This is a genomic window from Streptomyces sp. NBC_01261 (genome assembly GCF_036226385.1).
In the GTDB taxonomy this organism is placed as follows: Bacteria; Actinomycetota; Actinomycetes; order Streptomycetales; family Streptomycetaceae; genus Streptomyces.
Genome location: NZ_CP108463.1, coordinates 2,234,685 through 2,257,121 on the forward strand (window position 1 = coordinate 2,234,685; position 22,437 = coordinate 2,257,121).

At 69.6% G+C, this 22,437-nt stretch carries 16 protein-coding genes; 11 read left to right on the forward strand and 5 right to left on the reverse strand.

Features of this window, described 5'->3' with window-relative positions; translation table 11 throughout:
* Positions 1 to 178: 178 nt before the first annotated feature.
* Entirely contained in the window at positions 179 to 406 is a 228-nt protein-coding gene (locus OG226_RS09815; protein ID WP_328676367.1) for a hypothetical protein, read from the forward strand.
* On the opposite strand, the gene OG226_RS09820 is transcribed toward OG226_RS09815, so the two are convergent.
* Both OG226_RS09820 and OG226_RS09825 read right to left on the reverse strand, forming a co-directional pair.
* On the reverse strand, positions 372 to 1,094 hold the full coding sequence (locus OG226_RS09820; protein WP_328676370.1) for a 4'-phosphopantetheinyl transferase family protein: 723 nt from the start codon (positions 1,092 to 1,094) through the stop codon (positions 372 to 374). The two genes, OG226_RS09815 and OG226_RS09820, sit on opposite strands and share 35 nt — an antisense overlap.
* Entirely contained in the window at positions 1,042 to 1,950 is a 909-nt protein-coding gene (locus OG226_RS09825; protein WP_329348615.1) for a metallophosphoesterase family protein, read from the reverse strand. Before OG226_RS09825 ends, OG226_RS09820 begins: the two co-directional genes overlap by 53 nt.
* 304 nt (positions 1,951 to 2,254) lie before the next feature.
* Between OG226_RS09825 and OG226_RS09830 the strand changes: the two genes are divergently transcribed.
* Positions 2,255 to 3,406, forward strand: coding sequence for an ATP-grasp domain-containing protein (locus tag OG226_RS09830; RefSeq protein ID WP_329348616.1), 1,152 nt, complete (start codon positions 2,255 to 2,257; stop codon positions 3,404 to 3,406).
* Between the two features lie 138 nt (positions 3,407 to 3,544).
* Positions 3,545 to 5,230 (forward strand): carbohydrate binding domain-containing protein, encoded by a 1,686-nt coding sequence (locus OG226_RS09835; protein ID WP_328676376.1) that lies wholly within the window; start codon positions 3,545 to 3,547, stop codon positions 5,228 to 5,230.
* Positions 5,231 to 5,285: 55 nt separating this feature from the next.
* Here OG226_RS09835 and OG226_RS09840 read toward each other — a convergent pair whose 3' ends face one another.
* The 3 genes from OG226_RS09840 to OG226_RS09850 form a co-directional block, all read right to left on the reverse strand.
* The gene (locus OG226_RS09840; RefSeq protein WP_328676378.1) at positions 5,286 to 8,348 is read right to left on the reverse strand and encodes an alpha-mannosidase; all 3,063 of its coding nucleotides are present in this window, start codon (positions 8,346 to 8,348) and stop codon (positions 5,286 to 5,288) included.
* Positions 8,349 to 8,449: 101 nt separating this feature from the next.
* Positions 8,450 to 9,787 carry a 6-phospho-beta-glucosidase gene (locus tag OG226_RS09845; protein WP_329348617.1) on the reverse strand — a complete coding sequence of 446 codons (1,338 nt, stop codon included), beginning with the start codon at positions 9,785 to 9,787 and terminating at the stop codon, positions 8,450 to 8,452.
* Positions 9,784 to 10,548: a DeoR/GlpR family DNA-binding transcription regulator gene (locus tag OG226_RS09850; protein ID WP_019058991.1), complete on the reverse strand. Its 765-nt coding sequence runs from the start codon at positions 10,546 to 10,548 to the stop codon at positions 9,784 to 9,786. Before OG226_RS09850 ends, OG226_RS09845 begins: the two co-directional genes overlap by 4 nt.
* Positions 10,549 to 10,698: 150 nt before the next feature.
* On the opposite strand from OG226_RS09850, the gene OG226_RS09855 reads away from it, so the two are divergent.
* The 8 genes from OG226_RS09855 (at position 10,699) to OG226_RS09890 (ending at position 22,376) form a co-directional block, all read left to right on the forward strand.
* Positions 10,699 to 11,715 carry a carbohydrate kinase family protein gene (locus tag OG226_RS09855; protein WP_328676388.1) on the forward strand — a complete coding sequence of 339 codons (1,017 nt, stop codon included), beginning with the start codon at positions 10,699 to 10,701 and terminating at the stop codon, positions 11,713 to 11,715.
* Positions 11,716 to 11,808: 93 nt separating this feature from the next.
* Positions 11,809 to 13,095: an ABC transporter substrate-binding protein gene (locus tag OG226_RS09860; RefSeq protein WP_329348618.1), complete on the forward strand. Its 1,287-nt coding sequence runs from the start codon at positions 11,809 to 11,811 to the stop codon at positions 13,093 to 13,095.
* On the forward strand, positions 13,095 to 14,054 hold the full coding sequence (locus OG226_RS09865; RefSeq protein ID WP_328676393.1) for a carbohydrate ABC transporter permease: 960 nt from the start codon (positions 13,095 to 13,097) through the stop codon (positions 14,052 to 14,054). Before OG226_RS09860 ends, OG226_RS09865 begins: the two co-directional genes overlap by 1 nt.
* A gap of 13 nt (positions 14,055 to 14,067) precedes the next feature.
* The gene (locus OG226_RS09870; protein WP_329348619.1) at positions 14,068 to 14,931 is read left to right on the forward strand and encodes a carbohydrate ABC transporter permease; all 864 of its coding nucleotides are present in this window, start codon (positions 14,068 to 14,070) and stop codon (positions 14,929 to 14,931) included.
* Positions 14,931 to 17,852 (forward strand): glycoside hydrolase family 2 TIM barrel-domain containing protein, encoded by a 2,922-nt coding sequence (locus OG226_RS09875; RefSeq protein WP_329348620.1) that lies wholly within the window; start codon positions 14,931 to 14,933, stop codon positions 17,850 to 17,852. The genes OG226_RS09870 and OG226_RS09875 overlap by 1 nt, the downstream gene beginning before the upstream one ends.
* An 84-nt stretch (positions 17,853 to 17,936) precedes the next feature.
* Positions 17,937 to 19,793 (forward strand): LamG-like jellyroll fold domain-containing protein, encoded by a 1,857-nt coding sequence (locus OG226_RS09880; RefSeq protein ID WP_329348621.1) that lies wholly within the window; start codon positions 17,937 to 17,939, stop codon positions 19,791 to 19,793.
* A 67-nt stretch (positions 19,794 to 19,860) separates the two neighbouring features.
* Positions 19,861 to 21,534, forward strand: coding sequence for a PHP domain-containing protein (locus tag OG226_RS09885; RefSeq protein WP_329348622.1), 1,674 nt, complete (start codon positions 19,861 to 19,863; stop codon positions 21,532 to 21,534).
* Positions 21,534 to 22,376 (forward strand): hypothetical protein, encoded by an 843-nt coding sequence (locus OG226_RS09890; protein WP_328676402.1) that lies wholly within the window; start codon positions 21,534 to 21,536, stop codon positions 22,374 to 22,376. The genes OG226_RS09885 and OG226_RS09890 overlap by 1 nt, the downstream gene beginning before the upstream one ends.
* Positions 22,377 to 22,437 lie beyond the last annotated feature (61 nt).

Here is a 22,437-nt window from a genome sequence, read left to right on the forward strand (position 1 = left end):
AAAGCCCTTCCCTCCAGCGTAGGGCCGCTGTCCCCCGGGGGATTTCGGTGACGTTTCGCCTCCGCTAAGCGGGCGAACCGGCGCCCGCCGCAACGGCATTGTCAGTGGCACCCGGCAAGCTGGAGTCGTGCCACCGCCGCGCGGGGGCTCATGACGCCGACCAGGGGAGAGCCGTCCTATGCAGACCGCAGTGATGACCGACCGCGAGCGCGCCGCCGTTCAGGCCTATCTACGGCTGCTGCACACGGTCCGAGCAGCCTTCGACGGCCCACCGGGCGCCCCTCGACCGGTCCTGGTCCCGCCCTCGGTACTGGCCGAGGCGGACCGGGCGCTGACGGACGCCGGGCTCGCGGGCAATGAGGAGGCGTTCTTCAGGCTGCTGGAGAGCTGGTGCCCGGAGGGGTGAGGGGAGTTGAGGGATACGGGACCGTGACCGCGGTGGCGACCAGTCCGTGCCCGACGGTCCAGCGGCCCTCGAAGACGTCGAGACGTTCGCCGTCGACCACCGGGCCGGGCACGAGGAGCCGGGCACGGAGGCCGCCGCGTGCGTCCTCGCCGGGGTCCGTGAAGACCTCGATGTCGGCCTCCGAGAAGTCCAGCCACTTGCCGGTGAGGGGGAACCACGCCTTGTAGACGGACTCCTTGGCGCTGAACAGGAGCCGGTCCCAGTGCACGCCGGGCCGCTCCGCCGTCAGGCGTGCCAGGCGTTCCTGTTCGGCGGGGAGGGCGACGGAGGGGAGGATGCCGTCCGGGAGCGGGGCGTGGGGTTCGGCGTCGATGCCGAGCGAGGCGAGGTCGGTGGCGCGGGCCAGCGCGGCGGCGCGGTAGCCGTCGCAGTGGGTCATGCTGCCGATGACTCCGGCGGGCCAGCCCGGCGCGCCGTGGGCGCCGGGCAGGATCGGCTGCGGGGGCACGCCGAGCTTCTCCATGGCGCGCCGGGCGCAGGCCCGTACGGTGGCGAACTCGCGGCGTCTCTTGGGCACCGCGCGGGCCACGCGGGCTTCTTCCTCGGGGTACAGCGGGGCGTCCTGGAGCCCCTCGTCACCGTGTGTCTCCACGGTCACCACGGAGTCCGGAAGCAGTTCCTCGATCACCGGTTCCGACCTCCATCGGCAGGATGCGGCGCAGTCGGCCCGGGGGTTCCGGGCGCTTCTGCCACTCGCGGGGGTACCCCACGGACACCTCTTCGAAGCGGACGCCCTCGTGGTGGGTGGTCCGCGGGATGTGGAGATGGCCGTAGACCATGGTGTCCACGCGGAATCTGCGGTGCCAGTCGGCGGTCAGGGTGGTGCCGCACCACATGGCGAACTCGGGGTACCAGAGGACCTCGGTGGGGTGCCGGTCCAGGGGGTAGTGGTTGATCAGGACCGTGGGCAGGGTGTCGGGGATCTCGCCGAGCCGGCGTTCGGTCTCGACGACCCGGGCCCGGCACCAGGCCTCGCGGCTGGGGTAGGGGTCGGGGTGCAGCAGGAACTCGTCGTTGCAGACGATGCCGGTGCCGTGCGCGTACGTCAGTCCCTCGTCCTTGGTCGCGCAGCCGGCCGGGAGGAACGAGTAGTCGTAGAGCAGGAAGAGCGGGGCTACGGCCACGGGGCCGCCGGGGCCCTCCCAGACGGGGTAGGGGTCCTCGGGCGTGACGACGCCCAACTCCCGGCACAGGGCGACGAGATGGTCGTAGCGGGCGACGCCTCGCAGGGTGACGGGGTCCTTGGGATGGGTCCACAGTTCGTGGTTCCCGGGGGCCCAGAGGACCTTGCGGAAGCGGCCGGCGAGGAGTTCGAGGACCCAGCGGATGTCGGCCACGGTCTCGGCGATGTCACCGGCCACGATCAACCAGTCGTCCTCCGTGACGGGCCGCATGTTCTCGACCAGGGCGCGGTTCTCGGCGTACCCGATGTGCAGGTCACTGATGGCCAGCAGCTGTCCGGCACCGCCGGCCGTCGACTCCACCCTCGCCCCCTCCGCGCACCCGAATGAGTCCACGAGATCACACGCCACCGTGCCGCGACAAGACGGCCGGGGCATACGACGCGGTCAGGGCGGGGCCGCGAGGGGAGTTCACGCGGCGGGTGGGCACCGTCGGGGAATCCGTAACACGGGCGTTGCACGCGGCACCCTTCGAACGCCGTATGATCGCCCCAACACCACCGTCACGAACGCCTCTTCGCCGAGGGCGGTTTGGTGTACCTCCAACCACCTTGGCCGGGCACGGCCTCGCTCCGCCGTGCCCGCGAAACCGAAAGGACGGCCCTGCATGGTCTCTCGCGTACGCGTCTGGCTCAACCGCACGTACGCGGAGAACGTGTTCTTCATGGATCAGCTGCGGAGAAATCCCAGCGACCGGGCCGTCGAGATCCACGCCACGCACGGCGACGCGGACTCCCCCGTACTGGCCGCCGCCGACACCGCCGACCTGGAGCCCGAGGGCCTGTCCCCGGCCGCTTACGTCGAGTTCGCGCTCGACCAGTGCGCCCGTCGCGGCATCGACGTGTTCGTGCCCCGGCTGCACCAGTCGGAGATCGTGGCGCACCGCGCGGACTTCGCGGCGGTGGGTACGGCGCTGCTGGCGCCGACCCCCGAGGCCGTCGCCGTCTTCCACGACAAGGTGATCGCGTACGAGGCCGTCCAGGCGATCGGCGTGCCCGTACCGCCGTGGTGGCGGGTGCGCACGGCGCCCGAACTCGTCGCCGCCGTCGAGGAGTTGGAGGGCGCCGGGCACAAGGCGTGCTTCAAGCCGGCGTCCGGCGCGGGCGGGGTGGGCTTCCGCGTGATCACGCGCGCCCCCTTCTCACTCATGCACCTCAACGGCTTCCCGAGCCCCTACGTCCCGCTCGACACGGTCGTCGAGGCGCTGGAGCAGGCCGACGAGCAGGTCGACTGGCTGGTCATGCCGCGCCTGGAGGAGCCGGAGGTGTCGGTGGACTGCCTGACCGGTCCCGACAACCTGGTCCGGCTCGCCGTGGGCCGCACGAAGAACGGCCGCCGTCGCGGTTTCACCCTGCACGAGCAGTGGCTGGAGCCGGCCCGCCGGATCGCCGAGGGCTTCGGGCTGCACTACCTGTCCAACATCCAGTTCCGCATGTTCGGCGACCAGCCCGTGCTGATGGACGTCAACACACGCCCCGCGGGCGGCCTGCACCAGCTGGCGCTGTGCGGGGTCAACGCCCCTTGGGCGGCAGTGCAGTTGGCGCTCGGCGAGGACCCGGGCACGATGGAGCCGCCGTTCCTGGGCGCGGACTACGCGGTGGTGTCCGGCCCGCGTCAGCTGCGTCCGGTGTCGCTCCCGCACCAGCGCGCGGAGGAGTCGGAGCCCCTGCTCCCGGCAGCCCCCGTACCCGCACAGGACGAGGTGGAGACGGCGACGGAGACCTCGGAGACGGGCAGCCGGGCAGCCGCTCGCGCTTAACTCCCGCCCCTGGCACACAACTTCATACCGGTCTGGACCAATCATGGCGGCATGTCTTGACACCGTGATTGGTCCATACCAACTTGGTTGCGCACCCTCTTGCACTCCCGAACATCCCCATTACTTCAGGGAGATCGCGTGCGCGACACACTCAGACGCTCCAGACATCGGCTCCTCGCCCTGCTCGGTACCGCCGCCCTGGCCATGGCCGGGGCGATCGCGCTGCCCGGTACGGCAGAGGCCGCCAACGTCCTGACCAACCCCGGCTTCGAGTCGGGCAGTCTCTCCCCCTGGTCCTGCACCGGAAATCTCGGTTCGGTCGTCTCCTCGCCCGTGCACGGCGGCTCCAAGGCCCTGGCGGGCGCGGTGAGTTCGAGCGACACCGCACAGTGCTCCCAGACGGTCGCCGTGCAGCCGAGCACGACGTACTCGCTCAGCGGCTGGGTGCGCGGCAGTTATGTCTACCTCGGTGTCAACGGCGGTTCCTCGACGTGGACTTCGTCCCCGTCCGCGTACAGCCAGCTGACGACGTCCTTCACCACCACCGCCTCGCAGACCAGCGCCACCATCTACGTCCACGGCTGGTACGCGCAGGGCACCTACTACGCGGACGACATCAGCCTCGACGGTCCGGGCGGTGGCGGCGGTGGCGACACCCAGGCCCCGACGGCGCCGACCGGCCTGACGTCCACGGGCAAGACCTCCTCCAGCGTGTCGCTGTCGTGGGCCGCCTCGACGGACAACGTGGGCGTCACGGCGTACGACATCTACAGCGGTTCGAACCAGGTCCTCAGCGTCTCCGGTACGAGCGGCACGGTCACCGGGCTCGCGGCAGGCACCGCCTACACGTTCACCGTGAAGGCGCGGGACGCGGCCGGGAACAGTTCGGCGGCCTCGGGCGCGGTGAGCGTCACGACGAGCGCCGGCACCGGCGGCGGCACCGGCTTCACCCAGGCCGCGCCGTATCTCTACGAGGGCTGGGGCGATCCGCCGAGTCCGAGCACGGTGATGAGCGCGACCGGCATCAAGTGGTTCACGATGGCGTTCGTGCTCGACTCCGGTGGCTGCACGCCTAGTTGGGACGGCAGCCGGGCTCTGACCGGTGGCGTCGACCAGACCGCCATCAACCAGATCCGCGCGGCCGGCGGTGACATCGTGCCGTCCTTCGGCGGCTGGCAGGGCAGCAAGCTCGGCGCCAACTGCTCCTCCGCGAGCGCACTCGCCGGGGCCTTGCAGAAGGTGATCACCGCCTACGGCCTCAAGGCGATCGACATGGACATCGAGAACACGGACGAGTTCGAGAACGAGGCCGTCCAGGCGAAGATCCTGACCGCGCTGAAGACCGTCAAGGCCAACAACCCGGGCCTGCGCACGATCGTCACCTTCGGCACCTCGACGACCGGCCCGACGTACTACGGCAACCGGCTCATCGAGCAGGCGCAGTCGCTCAACGCCAACATCGACGTCTTCACCATCATGCCGTTCGACTTCGGCGGCGGCTCCGACATGTACGGCAACACGGTCGCCGCGGCCGAGGGCCTGAAGACCAAGCTGAAGTCCACGTTCGGGTGGGACGACGCGACGGCCTACTCGCACATCGGCATCTCGGGCATGAACGGTCTGTCGGACCAGTCGGAGACCACAACTCCCGCCATCTGGACGCAGATCCGTGACTGGTCGAACTCGCACCACATCGCCCGGCTCGCCTTCTGGTCGGTCAACCGGGACCGCGGGTGCGCCGGTGGCGGAGTGGTGAGCAACTGCTCCGGCATCAGCCAGAACACCTGGCAGTTCACCTCGATCACGGCCGGTTTCACCGGCTGACGACCCCCCACCCTTGGCGGCCGGTCCCCCGTGTGGGCCGGCCGCCTCGGTGTGTCTACTCGCCTGCGTTGGAACGTTCCAGACGGAGCGTCAGGATCTGGAAGGGCCGCAGGGTGACGGCGACCGAATCGCCGTCGACAGTGACCTCGTCCGCCAACGGGCGCTCCAGCAGGTCGGTGATCCGGGCGCCCGCGAGCGGGAAGCCCGTGCGCAGGACGCCCTCGGCCCGGCCGCCGCTCGACTCGTAGAGGCGGACCACGACGTCGCCCGACTCGTCGTCGGCGAGCTTGACCGCCTCGACGGTGATGCCGTCGCCGCCGTCGACGGAGACGAGCGGCTCCGGGGCGCCGCCCGAATCGGCCACGCGCAGCGGGAGGTTGAGGGCGTAGCCCTCGGCGACGGCGTCCTCGATGCTCGCGCCGGGCAGCAGCGAGTAGACGAAGCGGTGCCTGCCCTGGTCGGCGCCCGGGTCCGGGATGCGCGGGGCGCGCACCAGGCTCAGCCGGACCGTGGTCGTCGTACCGCCGTCCTCGCGGACCGTGCGGGAGACGTCGTGGCCGTACGTCGAGTCGTTGATGACGGCGACGCCGTAGCCGGGCTCGGCGAGGTGCACCCAGCGGTGGCCGGAGACCTCGAAACGGGCCGCCTCCCAGCTGGTGTTGGTGTGCGTGGGCCGCTGGATGTGGCCGAACTGGATCTCGGCGGAGGAGTGCGCCGCCCGGATGTCCACCGGGAAGCCGGCCTTCAGGAACTTCTCGGCCTCGTGCCAGTCGATGTCGGTCTCGAAGTCGATGCGGGGGCTGCCCGCGCGGACGGTGATCGTCTGCACGATCTTCGAGCCCTTGCCGAAGGACCGTTCCACACGGATCGCGCCGAGCAGCGGGTCCTGCTCGACGACGGTGATGGAGTCGGCGTCGAGGAGGTCGGTGAAGCGGTTCTTGTAGTGCTTGTCGACGTCCCAGGCGTCCCAGTAGTTCGGGAGGTCGGTGTGCAGGCGCAGCAAGTTGCCCTGGTCCGCGAGGACTTCACGGCCGCCGTGGCGCAGGTCGCGCACGGAGGCGAGGGTGCCGTCGTCGGCGAGTTCGACGCGGACGATGCCGTTGTCGAGGACGCGGTCGGTGACGGTCACGGCCTGCGGGACGTACTCGGCGGCCAGCGGGGCGCTGCCGTTCGCGGGGACCGTCGCGTACATCGGGACGCCGGTCGCGGTGCGGATGACCTCGGCGCGGTCGTAGGGGCTGGTGTTGAAGACGCGGGTGCCGCCGCCGCCCAGCGCGGCCACGGCCGTCGCCGTCAGCTCCTCCAACTCCGTTGCCACGCGGGCGTATTCGGCCTCGGCCTCGCGGTGCACCCAGGCGATCGAGGAGCCCGGCAGGATGTCGTGGAACTGGTGCAGCAGCACCGTCTTCCACAGCTTGTCGAGCTTCCCGTACGGGTACGCGTAGCCGGGTGCGTGCAGCGCGGCCGTGGTCGCCCACAACTCGGCCTCGCGGAGCTTGTGTTCGCTGCGCCGGTTGCCCTGCTTGGTGCGGGCCTGGGAGGTGTAGGTGGCGCGGTGGAGTTCGAGGTACAGCTCGCCGACCCAGACGGGAGCGTCCGGGTACTCGGCGCGCGCCTTGGCGAAGAACTCGTCCGGGTGCTCGACGACGACCTTGGGTGAACCCTCCAAGTCGGCGAGCCTGCGCGCCCGTTCCATGATCTCGCGGGTCGGGCCGCCGCCGCCGTCGCCCCAGCCGAAGGGGGCCAGCGAGCGGGTGGCGTTGCCCTTCTCCTGGTAGTTGCGGACCGCGCGGGACATCTCCTCGCCGCTGAAGCGGGCGTTGTAGGTGTCGACCGGCGGGAAGTGCGTGAAGATGCGGGTGCCGTCGATGCCCTCCCACCAGAAGGTGTGGTGGGGGAACTTGTTGGTCTGGTTCCAGGAGATCTTCTGGGTGAGGAACCACTCGTTGCCGGCCAGCTTGGCGAGCTGCGGGTAGGCCGCGTTGTAGCCGAAGGAGTCGGGCAGCCAGACGCCCTTGGTCTCGACGCCGAAGTGCTCGATGAAGAACCGCTTGCCGTGCACGAGTTGGCGGGCGATGGCCTCGCCGCCGGGCAGGTTGCCGTCGGACTCGACCCACATGCCGCCGACCGGCGCCCACTGGCCGCGCTTGACGGACTCCTGGATGCGGGCCCACACCTGCGGGTAGTTGTCGCGCACCCACTCGTACTGCTGGGCCTGCGAGCAGGCGAAGATGAAGTCCTCGTACTCGTCCGCGAGGGACGTCACGTTCGAGAAGGTGCGGGACGTCTTGCGCTTGGTCTCGCGGATCGGCCACAGCCACGCCGAGTCGATGTGCGCGTGCCCGACACCGGAGATGACGTGCGCGCTGGCGTTGGCCGGCTTGGACAGCACGGGCTTGAGGGCGGCCCGTACGTCGGCGGCCGTACCGGCGACGTCGTCCAGGTCGAGAAGGTCGAGGGCACGGTCGAGGGCGTGCATGATCTCGTGCCGGCGGGGGTCGTGCTCGCCCAGTTCCAGCATCAGTTCGCGCAGCACCTGGACGTCGAGGTCGAGGTGGAAGACCTCCTCGTCGAGGACGGCGAGGTCGGCGCGGCGGAATGTATACAGTGGACGGTCGCCCGCCGTCAGTACATCGCCGAGGGGTGTCGGCTCCGAGAAGTTGTTGGCGAGGATGTCGGGGTTGGACGCCGCCTCGACCAGGTAGTCGATGACCTCGCCGCCGGTCGCCGGGTTGGCGATCGCCACGTACTGGTTGAGCGGGTTGACCGCCTTCAGCGGTGTCCCGTCCACGAGGTGGACCAGGGCCTCGGCCTGGTTGCCGGGCCAGTCGCCGACGAAGCCGAGGTCGATGACGGCCTCGACACGCTTCCCGGCCCATTCCTCCGGCACCTGCCCGCGCATCCGGAACCAGGTGGTGCCCCAGGGCGGACCCCACGGGGTGTCCATCGCGAACGGCGCGTACGGCGCCGCCGCGGCCTCGTCGAAGGGGACCGGCTCACCGGGGGCCTGCCAGGCCTCGACCGCGAAGGGCGCGGTGGCGGCGTAGATCGCGGGCTTGATCCGCTGGTCATGGGCGCGCTGGACGCGCTCCTCGATCCGGCTGCGTTCGTCGTGCATGGGAGGTCTCCAGGGAACCAGGGAGCTGCTGAGAACTCGGGGAGCTGTCGCGAACCCGCGGTGTTGTCGCGAACTCGGGGAAAGCGCTTACTGAAGAGTGCCTACTTAAGGTACGCCAGGCCCGGGTGGACCTCGGTGTAGCCCTCGACCAGTCGGCGCGCGACGTTCACGGAGTCGACCAGCGGGTGCAGTGCGAAGGCCTTCACCGCGGTCGTCCGGGAGCCGTTCTCGGCCGCCGCGAGGACCTCGCGCTCGACGCCCTTGACCGCGCAGACCAGGCCGGTGGCGTGGTCGGGCAGCGGGGCGACGGCGACGGGGTGGGCGCCGTTGGCGTCGACCAGGCACGGCACCTCGATGACGGCGTCCGTGTCGAGGACGGACAGCGCGCCCTGGTTGCGGACGTTGAGGATCAGGGTGGTGCGCTCGTCGCGGGCGATGGCCCGCATCAGGGCGAGGGCGACCTTCTCGTAGCCGCCGGAGAGGTCGTCGGCGTCGCGTTCGCCGGCGCCGGCGGTCTCCCGGTTCTCCGCCATGTAGGTCGCCTCGCGCTCGGCGCGGGTACGGTCCCAGGCGGTCAGCGCGGCCGTGTCCGGGCGCTTCATCTCGTCGTAGAACCGGGCCTGTTGGTCGCGGAGGAACGCGCCGCGGGTCTTCTCGACCTCGCTGTAGGCGCGGACGGTCTCGCGGTTGAAGTAGTAGTAGTGCAGGTACTCGTTCGGGACGGCGCCGAGCGACTGGAGCCAGTCGGTGCCGAAGAGCTTGCCCTCCTCGAAGGAGCCGAGGAGGTCGGGGTCGGCGAGCAGGCGCGGGAGTTCGTCGCGGCCGGCGACGCGCAGGCCGCGGACCCAGCCGAGGTGGTTGAGGCCGACGTAGTCGATGAAGGCCTCGCGCGGGTTCGCGCCGAGCACCGTGGCGATACGGCGGCCGAGGCCGACCGGGGAGTCGCAGATGCCGATGACGCGGTCGCCGAGGTGACGGGACATGGCCTCGGTGACCAGGCCCGCCGGGTTGGTGAAGTTGATGACCCAGGCGTCGGGGGCGAGGCGGGCCACGCGCCGGGCGATGTCGACGGCGACCGGGACGGTTCGCAGACCATAGGCGATCCCGCCGGCGCCGACCGTCTCCTGGCCGAGGACGCCTTGCGCGAGGGCCACCCGCTCGTCGTCGGCGCGGCCTTCGAGGCCGCCGACGCGGATCGCGGAGAAGATGAAGTCGGCGCCGCGCAGGGCCTCGTCGAGGTCCGTGGTGGCGGTGACGGTGGGGGCGTCGGGCACGGTGGCGGCCTGTTCGGCCAGTACACGGGCGACCGCATACAGTCGACTGTCGTCGAGATCGTGCAGCACCACCTCGGTGACCCGGCCCTCGCCGCGGTCCGTCAGGAGTGCCCCGTAAACGAGCGGCACCCGGAACCCGCCGCCGCCCAGAATCGTCAGCTTCACGCTTTCACCTTTCCTGCCACGACGACCTCGACGCCCGCTTCCTCCAGGGAGGAGCGGGTCACCGGGTCGACCGGGGCGTTCGTCACCACCGCGTCCAGGTCCTCGGGACCGCACACCTTCGCCATCCCCGTCCCCGGGAACTTCTGCGCGTCGGCGAGCAGCACGACCTTGTCGGCGGCCTTGATCATGGCCCGTTTCACCGGCACCTCGACGACCGTCGTGTCCATCACCTGGCCGCCGGGCCGCACTCCGCTGGTGCCGAGGAAGAGCCAGTCGGCGTGCAGCTGGCGCAGGTTGTCCTCGGTGAGGAAGCCCACCAGGGAGCGGTACTCGCGCCGGACCATGCCGCCGAGCAGCACCAGTTCGATGCCCTCGTCGTCGGCCAGCTCCTCGTAGACCACGAGGTTGCTGGTGATCACGGTGAGCCGACGGCCGTGCAGCTGGCGGGCCAGCCGGTAGGCGGTGGTGCCGATGTCGAGGAGGACCGACTGGCCGTCCGCGACCATCGCCGCGGCGCGCGCGGCTATCGCGTCCTTCTCGGCCACCCGCACCTCGGCGACCTCGGCGAAGGGCTGGTCGCCCTCGTCGGCCACGGCACCGCCGTGGACACGCGTGAGCAGTCCGTCCTCCTCCAGTTTGAGCAGATCGCGCCTGATGGTGGCGGGGCTCACACCCAGCTGCTCGGAGAGATCGGTCACGGCCGCGGGGCCCCCTGAGCGCAGGGCCCGCAGGATGAGTTGATGTCGTCGTTCTGCCAGCACGTCGCGAACACTACTCGTCATCTTCAATCATTTCTATGCTCAGTTCTGCTTGGGTATTGACCAATCTCGTCGAGCAGCGCACGATTCCGGTCACCGAAATGAAGAGTTATGACGAACTCTCCAGCGACGTACCGACGAGAGGATGCGCGCGTGGACGACCCCCGGCCCGATGTGCTGCTGACCGGGCTGCTCTTCTACGACCTCGTCCTCACGGGTCTGGGGCAGCCGCCGACGCCGGGCGAGGAGATCTGGACGGCCGGCATGGGCTGCGGCCCCGGCGGCATCGCGAACCTCGCGGTCGCCGCGTCCCGCTTCGATCTGAAGACCTCCCTGGCCACGGTCTTCGGCGACGACTTCTACGGCGCGTACTGCCACGAGGTCCTCGCCGGCCAGGAGGGCGTCGACCTCTCCCTGTCCCGCACCGCGAACGGCTGGCACACCCCCGTCACCGTCTCGCTCGCCCACGGCGACGACCGGGCGCTGGTCACCCACGGCCAGGAACCGCCGTACTCGCAGGACGTGCTGATGGGCGACCCGCCCGAGGCGCGCACCGCGCTGGTGCACCTGGAGGCCGAGCCGCGCGCATGGCTCGCCAAGGCCTCCGCGAACGGCACCCAGATCTACGCCGACGTCGGCTGGGACCCCACCGAGCAGTGGTCCCGTGACCTGCTCGACCAGCTCGCCCTGTGCCACGCCTTCCTCCCGAACGAGGCCGAGGCGATGGCCTACACCCGCACCGACAGCGCGGTCGCGGCGCTCGGCACGCTCACCGAACTGGTGCCGGTCGCGGTGATCACGCGGGGTGGCGACGGGGCGATCGCCGTCGACCAGACGACCGGCGAGTACGCGGAGGTCCCGGCCCTGGCCGTCGACGTCCTGGACGCGACGGGCGCCGGTGACGTGTTCGGCGCGAGTTTCGTCGCGGCCTCGCTCGGCGGCTGGCCGCTGGAAGAACGGCTGCGGTTCGCGGTGCTCGCGGCCGGGCTGTCCGTCCAGCACCACGGCGGCGCGCTGGCGGCACCCGGCTGGTACGGCGTCGACCGTTGGCTGCGTACGGTCCGCGATCCCGAACTGCGGCGTGCGTACGGCTTCCTCGTCGACAGGATCCCGGCGGACCCCGGCCCGCCCGTCAGGTACGCGCCCGTCACTCCCCCCGCACCGAAGTAGCCCCCCTCTCAAGTCCCTTGCAAGTCCCCCCACTTGAGTCCCTCGTATGCACGACCCGAACAGATCGAACAGATCCGAAAGGCGGTGGGAGCTGTGCGGCTCTCACGAAGAGGCCTGCTCCGTGCGGGCCTGGCCGGTACGGCCGCCACGGCGCTCGGCGGCCTGACGTCCGGCTGCGCCGTTCCGACCGGTTCCACCGGCCGGAACATGGTCCTGTGGTACTGGGACGGCGGCCTCGGCGACACGGTCGTCAAGAACGCCAAGACGCGGTACGACCGTACGGTCGACCTCCAGGCGATCAAGATCGGCGGCTACTACCGGTCCAAGCTGATCACCACGATGGCCGGCAAGGCCCACATCCCCGACATCGCCGGCCTCAAGGGCGAGGACATGGCGTCCTATCTGCCCAACGCCGACCAGTTCGTGGACCTCAGGACACTCGGCGCGGACAAGTACAAGAGCCAGTACCTGACCTGGAAGTGGGAGCAGGGCATCGCCGACGACGGCACGATGGTCGGCTTCCCCATCGACTGCGGTCCGGTGGCGCACTTCTACCAGTACGCCGTCTTCCGCAAGGCCGGGCTGCCGTACGAACCGGCCGACGTGTCACAGGAGTTGAACACCTGGGACAAGTTCTTCGCGGCGGGCGAGCGGCTCAAGAAGCGGATTCCCGGGACGTACCTGGTCACCGACGTCAACAGCATCTTCGAGAACGTGGTGAACCAGGGCTCCAAGCGGTACGTCGACAAGGACCGTCACTTCATCGGCGACGAGGAACACGTGCGCGACGCCTGGGCGTTGGCGGTGGAGACCAAGCAGCGCAAGATCGTCTCGGACCTGGTCAGCGGCACCCCGGACCAGCTCTCCGCCGTGCAGGACGGCAAGCTGCCGAGCCAGCTCAACGCCTCCTGGGCGACCAGCGACATCAAGACCGGCGTACCAAAGACCAAGGGGCGATGGCGAGTTGCCCAGATGCCGGTGCGGCCGGCCAACAACGGCGGCTCGTTCCTGTCGATCACCAAGGCGTGCCGCGAGCCCGAGCAGGCCTTCGCGATCATCAGCTGGATCCTGAACGCGGCCAACCAGGCCCAGGGTTTCGTCGACGCGGGCCTGTTCCCCTCCACCCCCGCCTCGTACGACCTGAAGTCGGTGCGTGTGCCGGACCCGTTCTTCGGCGGGCAGGACACAATGGACGTCTTCGGGCCCGCCGCGCAGAAGATCACGGTCGCCTACAACAGCCCGTTCGACATCGCGCTCGGGCAGCCCCTCAAGGACGAGATCAAGAACGTCGGTGTCCTCGGCAAGGACCCCAAGAAGGCCTGGAGTGACGCCATGAGCAAGTGCCGGCGCATCGCGGACCACCTGGGGGTGAGCTACTGATGGCCACCGCACTGGACAAGCCCCCTGCCGCCGTGGACAGTTCGTCCGCCACCTCGCGGCCGAAGAGCGGCTTCCGGAAGTACTGGCATCTGTATGCCGCGATCTCCCCGTTCTATCTGCTGTTCCTCTGCTTCGGCCTGATCCCCGTCGGGTTCTCCTTCTACCTCTCCCTGCACCGCTGGGACGGCCTCGGCTCCATGGAGTGGGCGGGTCTGTCGCAGTACAAGTACCTGCTGAGCGACACAGACTTCTGGAACTCGATCGGCAACACCCTGATCATCTGGGCGCTGGCGACGTTCCCCATGATCTTCCTCGCGATGATCACGGCCGTGATGCTCAACTCGGCGGTCCGCTTCAAGAACGTGTACCGCTTCGCCTACTTCCTCCCGAACGTCACCTCGGTGGTGGCGATCGCGATCGTCTTCGGCTCGGTGTTCTCCACCAACTTCGGCCTGGTGAACGCCCTGTTGCAGGCGGTGGGCATCGACCAGATCGCCTGGCTGAACACCCCGTGGGGCATCAAGATCGCCATCGCGACGCTGATGACCTGGCAGTGGACCGGCTACAACGCGATCATCTTCCTCGCCGGTCTGCAGACCATCCCCGGCGAGGTGTACGAGGCGGCCCGGATGGACGGCGCCGGCCCGGTCCAGACGTTCTTCCGGATCACGCTGCCGATGATGCGGCCGGTGCTGCTGTTCGTCCTCGTCATCTCGACGGTCACCGGTCTGCAGAGCTTCTCCGAACCACAGGTGCTGCTGCAGAACACCTCCAACGACTCGACGTTCGCGGGCGGTCCGGGCCACTCCGGCCAGACGATGGTCCTGTACTTCTTCCAACAGACCTTCGACAACAACGACTTCGGTTACGGCGCCGCCGTGGCCTGGGGCATCTTCCTCGTCGTCATCATCTTCTCCATCGTCAACTGGCGCCTGGTGCAGCGCCGGGGCGAAGACTAGGGAGCCGGTCACCATGGCATTCTTCCAAGGCACACGGCGGCCGAAGGCGATCCGGGGCACCCGGAGCCGCGGCGTCGCCCTCCATGTCTCCCTGATCCTGGGCGTGTTGCTCTCGGCCTTCCCGTTCTACTGGGCCGTGATCATGTCGACGCACACCTCGTCGGAGATCTTCTCCTACCCGCCGAAGCTGCTGCCGGGCACCCACTTCCTGGAGAACGTGCGCAGCCTCTTCGACAACATCGACTTCTTCGGCTCGATGTTCAACTCGGTGCTCGTGGCGGGGACGGTGACCTTCCTGGTCCTGTTCTTCGACTCGCTGGCCGCGTTCGTCTTCGCCAAGTTCCGGTTCCCCGGCAAGAACGTGATGTTCGCGCTGCTCATGGGCATCTTCATGGTGCCGGCGCAGCTCGCGGCCATCCCCCAGTTCGTCATCATGGCGAAGCTCGGCTGGATCGGCTCGATGACCGCGCTGATCGTGCCGGCGGCGGCCAACGCGTTCGGCATCTTCTGGATGCGCCAGTACATGAAGAGCGCGATCCACGACGAACTCCTCGACGCCTCCCGCATCGACGGCGCGAACTTCCTGCGCCAGTACTGGCACGTGGCCCTCCCGGTGGTCCGGCCTGGCCTCGCCTTCCTGGGCATCTTCACCTTCATGGGCCAGTGGAACGACTACGCCTGGCCCCTGATCGCCCTCACCAACCCGAACAACGTCACCCTCCAGGTGGCCCTGTCCCAGCTCAACGGCACCCACGGCACCACCGACTACGGAATGGTCATGACCGGCGCGCTCCTCGCCCTCGTCCCCGTGCTGATCGTGTTCGCGGTCGGCGCCAAGCAGATCATCGGCGACCTCGGCAAGGGGGCCATCCGCTGATGACCGACCCGCTGCTCGCGCTCCGCCCCTGGGAGTCACCCGAGGTGACCTCCTGGGGGCGGTTGCCCATGTCCGCCGTCGACCGCCGCGTCGGCGCCCGCTCCCTCGACGGCGACTGGCGCTTCCAACTGCTGCCCGCGCCCGACGCGCCGCTGGCGGACGCCTGGTCGTCCGCATACGTTCCCGGCGTATGGACGACGCAGGATACGGACGACCTTCCGCAGTACACGAACGTCCGTATGCCGTATGCGGAATTCCCTCCACAGTCGCCCGTCGCCAATCCGACGGGTGTCTACGAGCGCGAGGTGGACGTCCCGGCCGACTGGGCCGGGCGGCGGATCGTGCTCCAGGTCGGCGCCGCCGAGAGCGTGCTGCTCGTGCACGTGGACGGGCGGCCGGTCGGCATCTCCAAGGACTCCCACCTCGCCGCCGAGTTCGACCTCTCGCACGTCGTACGTCCCGGCGGGCGCGCCACCGTACGGCTGACCGTCGTCAAGTGGTCGGACTCCTCGCACATCGAGGACCAGGACCAGTGGTGGCACGGGGGCATCACCCGCTCGGTGCTGCTGTACGCGACCGACCCGCTGTATCTCGCGGACGTGACCGTGCGGGCGTCCCACGACGGCGAGCTGCGGGTCGACTGCCAGGTGCGGGACGCGGGCGGCGCGCTGCCCGCCGGCTGGTACGTCAGCGGTGACCTCGACGGTCAACTCCTCACCCAGGACCAGGAGTTCGACCGGTTCAACACCGAGGACGACCGGGTCTCCGACTTCCTCGGCGAGGCCCGCATGCGCGCCACCGCACCCGAGGTGCGCACCTGGAACGCGGAGACGCCCGAACTGTACGGCCTCACCGTCCGGCTGCACCGCGCCGACGGAACGGTCGCCGACGCGTCGTACCGGCGCATCGGGTTCCGTGACGTCGAGATCGTCGGGCGGGACCTGCTCGTCAACGGCGAGCGCGTGTACATCCGGGGCGTCAACCGGCACGACTTCCATCCGCTGACCGGCCGCACGGTGTCGTACGACGACATGCGCGCGGACCTGGTGCTGCTCAAGCGGTTCGGTTTCAACGCGGTCCGCACCGCGCACTACCCGAACGACCCGGCGCTCTACGACCTCGCCGACGAGCTGGGTCTCTACGTCGTCGACGAGGCGGACATCGAGTCGCACGACCACGCGCACGAGATCGCGGACGACCCGCGCTATCTGAACGCGTTCGTGGACCGGGTGTCGAGGATGGTGCTGCGCGACAAGAACCACCCCTCCGTCATCGTCTGGTCGCTCGGCAACGAGTCCGACTACGGCGCCAACCACGACGCGGCGGCCGGCTGGGTCCGCCGGCACGACCCGACCAGGCCGATCCAGTACGAGGGCGCCGCCAAGCGCGGCTGGGCCGACCCGGACCTCGCCTCGGACATCGCGTGTCCGATGTACGCGGCGCTGGAGGACTGCGTCGCGCACGCGCTGTCCGGTGAGCAGACCAAGCCGTTGATCCAGTGCGAGTACTCCCACGCGATGGGCAACAGCAACGGGACCCTCGCGGACCACTGGGCCGCCATCGAGTCAACCCCGGGTCTTCAGGGCGGCTTCATCTGGGAGTTCTGGGACCACGGGATCCTGCAACGTGTGAGCGACGGAAGACCCACCGGCCGCGCGGGCGCCGGACTGTACGACAACGGTGTCGCCGCGCCCGGTCAACGCTGGGCGTACGGCGGTGACTTCGGCGAGTCGATCCACGACGGCGCGTTCATCGCGGACGGCGTGGTGTTTCCCGACCGCACGCCCAAGCCGGTCATGTTCGAGCACCGGGAGATCGCGGCGCCGGTGCGCATCGAGTGCTTCCGGCACGAGGGCATCGTCCTCGGCAACCACCAGCACTTCCGGGGCCTCGACTGGCTCGCCGGTACGTGGGAGTTGGCCCTCGCGGACGGCCGCACACTGACCGCTCCGGCCGAACTGCCCGCCCTGCGCCCGGGCGAGACGGCGGCCGTGCCGCTGCCGTTCGAGCTGCCGGAGGACGGCGGCGAGGCCTGGCTGACGCTGCGCGTGACGACGGCCGAGGACCAGTCGTGGGCGACGCGCGGCACGGACGTGTGCGCACCCCAGGTACGACTTCGGGCAGCAACTCCCGTGACCCCACTGGTGGTTGGCGGCGGGCGGGTCGAGGTCGACGGCGAAGGCCTGCTGCTCCACCCACTGTTGACTCTCGCCCCGACCCTGTCCCTGTGGCGGGCGCCCACCGACAACGACGAGTTGGGCGGTATGGCGGCACGCTGGCGGACATGGGGGCTCGACTCGCTCGTCCGAAAGGTTGTTTCAGTACGGCGTGACGGCGAGCGAGTGACGACGGTCGCCGAGTACGCCGGGGCGATCGGTGTGGTCCGGCACTGTCAGGTGCTCACGCCGGTCGAGGGCGGGGTCCTGGTCGAGGAATCGGCCGAACTGCCCGAGGAGTTCGTCGACGTGGCCCGGGTGGGCACCGTGTTCGAGACGGTGCCGGGGCTTGATCTGCTGGAGTGGTTCGGCCGGGGTCCCTGGGAGTCGTACCCCGACCGCAGCACGGGCGCGCCCGTGGGCCACCACTCGGTTCCCGTCGACGAGTTGTTCACTCCGTATCTGCGACCGCAGGAGAGCGGCGGCCGACACGGGGTACGGCGGTTCACATTGTCGGCACCGGACGCCACCGGTCTCGCGGTCGACCTCGACGAGCCCCGCCAGGTCTCGGTGACCCGCCATCGCGCCGAGGACCTGACCGCTGTACGGCATCACGACGAGCTGGTGCCGCGCGCGTCCTGCGTGGTGCAACTCGACGCGGCGCACCGGGGGTTGGGCACGGCCTCGTGCGGTCCCGACACGTCACCGGAGTATCTCGTCCCACCGGGTGTCCATCGCTGGAGCTGGACCCTGCGCGTTCTCTGAAATCGGCGGCTTCCGAGTCCGTCGCTTCGGATTCCCCAGCCTTGAACTCCCCAGCTTTCACGAGCACTTACCCACGGAGCACACGTGTGTACTTCGCATGAGCACGAGCAGTGCGAGACGGCCCAGGCCGGCGCCGGTCGGCGCGGTTTCCTGCGGGCGACCGCGCTGCTCGGCGCCGCCGCCACGGCGGCCGTCGCACTGCCTGGCGCCGCCGAGGCGGCCCCCGTCTCGGCATCGGCGACGGCGAGTTGGCGACCCGACACCGACAGCCGCCGCTTCACGCTCGCGGTGATGCCGGACACCCAGTACCTCTTCGACGGGCCGAGCATCGACAAGGCTCCGATCGAGGCCTCGCTGCGCTATCTCCTGGAGCACGGCAAGGACGAGAACATCGTGTTCCTGTCCCACCTGGGCGACCTGACGCAGAACGGAGCGAAGCCCGAATTCGCCGCGATCGGGGAGGCGTTCAGACTGCTGGACCGGCGGGGCGTCGGCTACAGCGTGCTGGCCGGCAACCACGACGTGAACTCCTCGACCGACGACCAGCGCGGCACCTCGCCGTACCTGGACACGTTCGGGCCGCAGCGCTTCAAGGGTGCGCGCACGTTCGGCGGTGCGTCCACCGACGGTTACAACACCTACCACCTCTTCGAGGCGGCGGGCCGCGCGTGGATGGTGCTGGCGCTGGACTGGCGGCTGTCGGCGAAGGGGTATGCGTGGGCGAAGAGCGTGCTGGCCCAGCATCCACACACGCCGGTGATCCTGACGACGCATGAGCTGGTTGTCGAGGACGACCAACTGTCCTCCTACGGGCAGCAGTTGTGGGACCAGCTGATCGAGGACCACGACCAGATCTTCCTCACCCTCAACGGGCACTACTGGCCCGCCGGTCGGGCGACGCGCAAGAACGCGGCAGGTAACGACGTCCACTTGCACCTGACGAACTATCAGAACCGTTACTTCGGTGGTGCGGCGATGATCCGCCTCTACCGCTTCGACCTGGACCGCGGGGTCATCGACGTCGAGACCGTCTCCCCGTGGATCCTGGGCCGGGCGGCAAAGGGTCTCAACGAGCTGGAGCGCCAGGAGATCGAACTCAGCGGCGACGCCGACCGGTTCTCCGTCGGCATCGACTTCGCGGACCGCTTCTCGGGTTTCGCCCCGGTCCCCGCCCGCCCGGCACGCCCCACCTCGAAGCTCCTCGTCCCCGGCACGGTGGCGTACTGGCGCTTCGACGGACACGACGACGCTGCGGCCGTGAGCGGCACCGTCCGCGACCAGTCCGGGCGCGGCAACGACCTCACCCTCGTCACGGTCGGCGGCGGCACCCTGAACTGGTCCTCGGACCACCACCCCGACCAACCCGGCCACGGCAGCCTGGAGTTCACGGGCTACAAGTCGCCGCTCAAGGGCGCGTACCTGCGCACGGTCGACGGAGCACCCCTCAACTCGGCGACGTTCACACGGGGTTACACCGTCGAGGCGTTCTACCGGCTGCCGGCCGACTGGGACCCCGACCACAACGCCTGGTCGGGGCTGGTGAGTCGGACCGGCACGGGCGGCGCCGCGGGCAAGACCGGGGACGACCCGGACGAGCCCCTCGCCACCCTCTCGCTCTCCAACGACCGTGAACCGCAGTGGGCGGTACGGCCGTTGAACCAGGAGGGCATCGCCAGCAACTGGGGTCAGGAGACCCCGCTGGAGACCTGGTGGCACCTCGCCGTCGTCAACGACGGGAAGCACACCACGCTCTACGTCGAGGGCTGCCCGGTCGTGCGCAACCCGACGGCGACCGCCGTGGGCCTCACCTCGGTCGGGCTGCCCTGGCTGCTCGGCGGCTACGAGTACGCCGGGAGGATCGACCAGATCCTGCACGGCCGGCTCGGCGACGTCCGGATCGTCGAACGGGCGCTGCCCGCCACCTCCTTCATGAACCACTGACTCCATGGCCGACTGACTTCATGGACCACTGACAGCCCTCCAGCCTCCAGAGGACTTCCGAACCATCATGGCCGAGCAGCAGCTGCCCTCCTGGGCCGATCCGTCCGTCTCCCCCGCCGCTCTCGACGCACAGGGTGTCTCCCGGCGCCAACTCCTGCGCCGCGCGGGCCTGTTCGGCGCCGCGTTCACCCTCGGGGCGGGCCCGCTCGCCACCTCCGCGTCGGCGGCCGGGCGAGGTTACGGCGGCAACGATCCGCGTCTCGCCTATCTCGTAGGCGACCATCACGTGCACTCCGTGTACAGCCACGACGCGAAGTACACGTTCTCCCAGCAGGCGAAGGCCGCCGCGAAGTACGGCCTCGACTGGATGGTGTTCAACGAGCACTCCAACTTCGGACACGCCTCCTACGGCGCCAAGTCGGAGCACGCCGAGATCCTCAGGGCACGCGCCGCGAACCCCCGCCAGCTGATCTTCCAGGGCCTGGAGTGGTACATCCCGGCCGCCGAGCACTGCACGGTGTTCGCGGCACCCGGCCGCCACGAGGTGGATCTGCTCACGCGGTTCGAACTCGCCTACGACGGAAAGCTGTTGGGCTACGACAAGGGCGGCGCAGCCGACGCGGACACCGCCCGCAACGAGGCCCACGCCGTGAAGGCCATCGAGTGGCTTGCCGAGCAGCGCCGTTCGGGTTACGTCGACGACGTCCTCGTCCTCGCCAACCACCCGCTGCGCCTGGGCATCGACTCCCCGCACGAGATGCGGGCCTGGCGGGACGCGGCCCCCGAGATCATGATCGGCATGGAGGGCGCACCCGGCGCCCAGGGCGCGGCCCTCCCCGGCTGGCGCGGCGCCACGTCGATCCGCGGCGAGTACGAGAACAAGCCGTCGGCGCAGTCCTGGTCGGGCTATCCGGCGGACGCGTATGTGACGTACGGCGGGTTCGACTGGGCGACGGCGACCGTCGGCGGGCTGTGGGACTCGATGCTGGCCGAGGGCCGGCTGTTCTCGATCACCACCAACTCCGACAACCACCGTACGGTCTACGACACTTGGGCCAACGGCACCTGGCCCGACGGGCAGAACTTCGACAACACCGGCAAGCTGCCCGACCCGGTGCAGACCGACTCCCCGCAGCCCGGCAGCGACTTCTGGCCCGGCGAGTTCAGCCGCACCCATGTGGGCGTGACCCGCTACGGCTACCGCGAGGTGATGGCGGGGATGCGCGCGGGCCGGGTCTGGGTGGACCACGGGCATCTGCTGGACGGGCTCGACGTCCGCCTGAAGCGTGACTGCGACCACGGCCAGGGTGTCACCCTGGGCGGCCGGCTGCGGGTCCGCAAGGGCGAGAGGCTCACGCTGAACGTCACCGTGACGACCGCCTCGCGGCCCAACGCCCAGGGAATCCTGCCCGAGTTGGCGCACGTGGACGTGATCCGGGGCGCGGTGCGCGGCGCGGTGCCCGACCGGGACGCGTGGCGGGCGCCGGACACGAAGGTCGTGCGTACGGCGGACGTGAGCGGCCGCAAGGGGACGTACACCCTGCGCATCCCGGTGACCGCCGGGGACGAGTCCTTCTACCTGCGGCTGCGCGGCAGCGACGGCAAGCGACACGGCGCGGGTTACCTCGGCGCCTCGGTCGATCCGCACGGCCCCATCACCCATGAGCCCGGAAACGGTGACCCGTGGGCCGACACATGGTTCTATTCCAACCCCATCTTCGTCGACCTGGCAGGTATCTGATGAAGCGTCAACTTGCTGTCCTCGCTGGCTTATTGGGTGCTCTCACGCTCGGCGTGAGCACCTCCTCGGCCTCGGCCGCCACCACCTGGGTGGAGACCGGCACGGCGTACACCGGCAGCCTCGGCGGCGGTGAGGGCGTCGCCAGTCAGGCGGACGGCTCGCTGCTGTACCGCGGGCTGGCGTCCATCCCGCTGGACCTGCGCATCCAGGGCTGGAACCACATCGGCGACCCGGACATCGCCAACGGCTACATCTTCGACGCCTACCAGGGCGCCGACACGGGCACGTCCAAGATGTTCGCGGTCACCACACCGTCGGGGACGCGCTACTCGTACGTCCACACGCTCGACTCGGGCGAGAAGATCAACAACTCGTTCGACGCGATCTCGCCCGACACGCAGTGGATGGTGTCGGGCGAGTGGGGCGACCAGTCCAGACTCCAGGTCTTCCCCACGCCCCTGCTCAACCCGTCGACTCCGGCGACCGGCGGGGCGCTGCCGCAGGCCGGGCAGATCACCCTGGACAGGACGGTGAACGACATCCAGGGCTGCGACTTCGTGACGGACACCCGCCTGGTGTGCGTCTCGGACGACGCGTCGGGGACCAAGTTCCCCGAGATCCGCCCGCTTCTCCAGGTCGACCTGCCCCACAAGCTGGACGGCCAGCCGACCACCGGCACGGTCACCAGCCTGTTCGCACTGCCGGCACGCAGCATCTGCACGGGCACGTTCGAGGCCGAGGGCATCGACTACGACGTGAACAGCGGCACCCTGCGCGCCGAGGTCGTCCAGCCGGGCGTGTGCCAGGTGTCGACGAGCGTCTACTCGTACAAACAGCAGTAGACAAACGACTGTCGACGGTCGACCGTCACGCGGTCGGCGGTCGGCGGTCGGCGGTCGGCGG

Coding starts and splice junctions, on each gene's coding strand:
- OG226_RS09875 (WP_329348620.1), top strand. CDS start 14,931: ATGACCGACCCGCTGCTCGCGCTCCGCCCCTGGGAGTCACCCGAGGTG.
- OG226_RS09830 (WP_329348616.1), top strand. CDS start 2,255: ATGGTCTCTCGCGTACGCGTCTGGCTCAACCGCACGTACGCGGAGAAC.
- OG226_RS09815 (WP_328676367.1), top strand. CDS start 179: ATGCAGACCGCAGTGATGACCGACCGCGAGCGCGCCGCCGTTCAGGCC.
- OG226_RS09885 (WP_329348622.1), top strand. CDS start 19,861: ATGGCCGAGCAGCAGCTGCCCTCCTGGGCCGATCCGTCCGTCTCCCCC.
- OG226_RS09865 (WP_328676393.1), top strand. CDS start 13,095: ATGGCCACCGCACTGGACAAGCCCCCTGCCGCCGTGGACAGTTCGTCC.
- OG226_RS09840 (WP_328676378.1), bottom strand. CDS start 8,348: ATGCACGACGAACGCAGCCGGATCGAGGAGCGCGTCCAGCGCGCCCAT.
- OG226_RS09890 (WP_328676402.1), top strand. CDS start 21,534: ATGAAGCGTCAACTTGCTGTCCTCGCTGGCTTATTGGGTGCTCTCACG.
- OG226_RS09870 (WP_329348619.1), top strand. CDS start 14,068: ATGGCATTCTTCCAAGGCACACGGCGGCCGAAGGCGATCCGGGGCACC.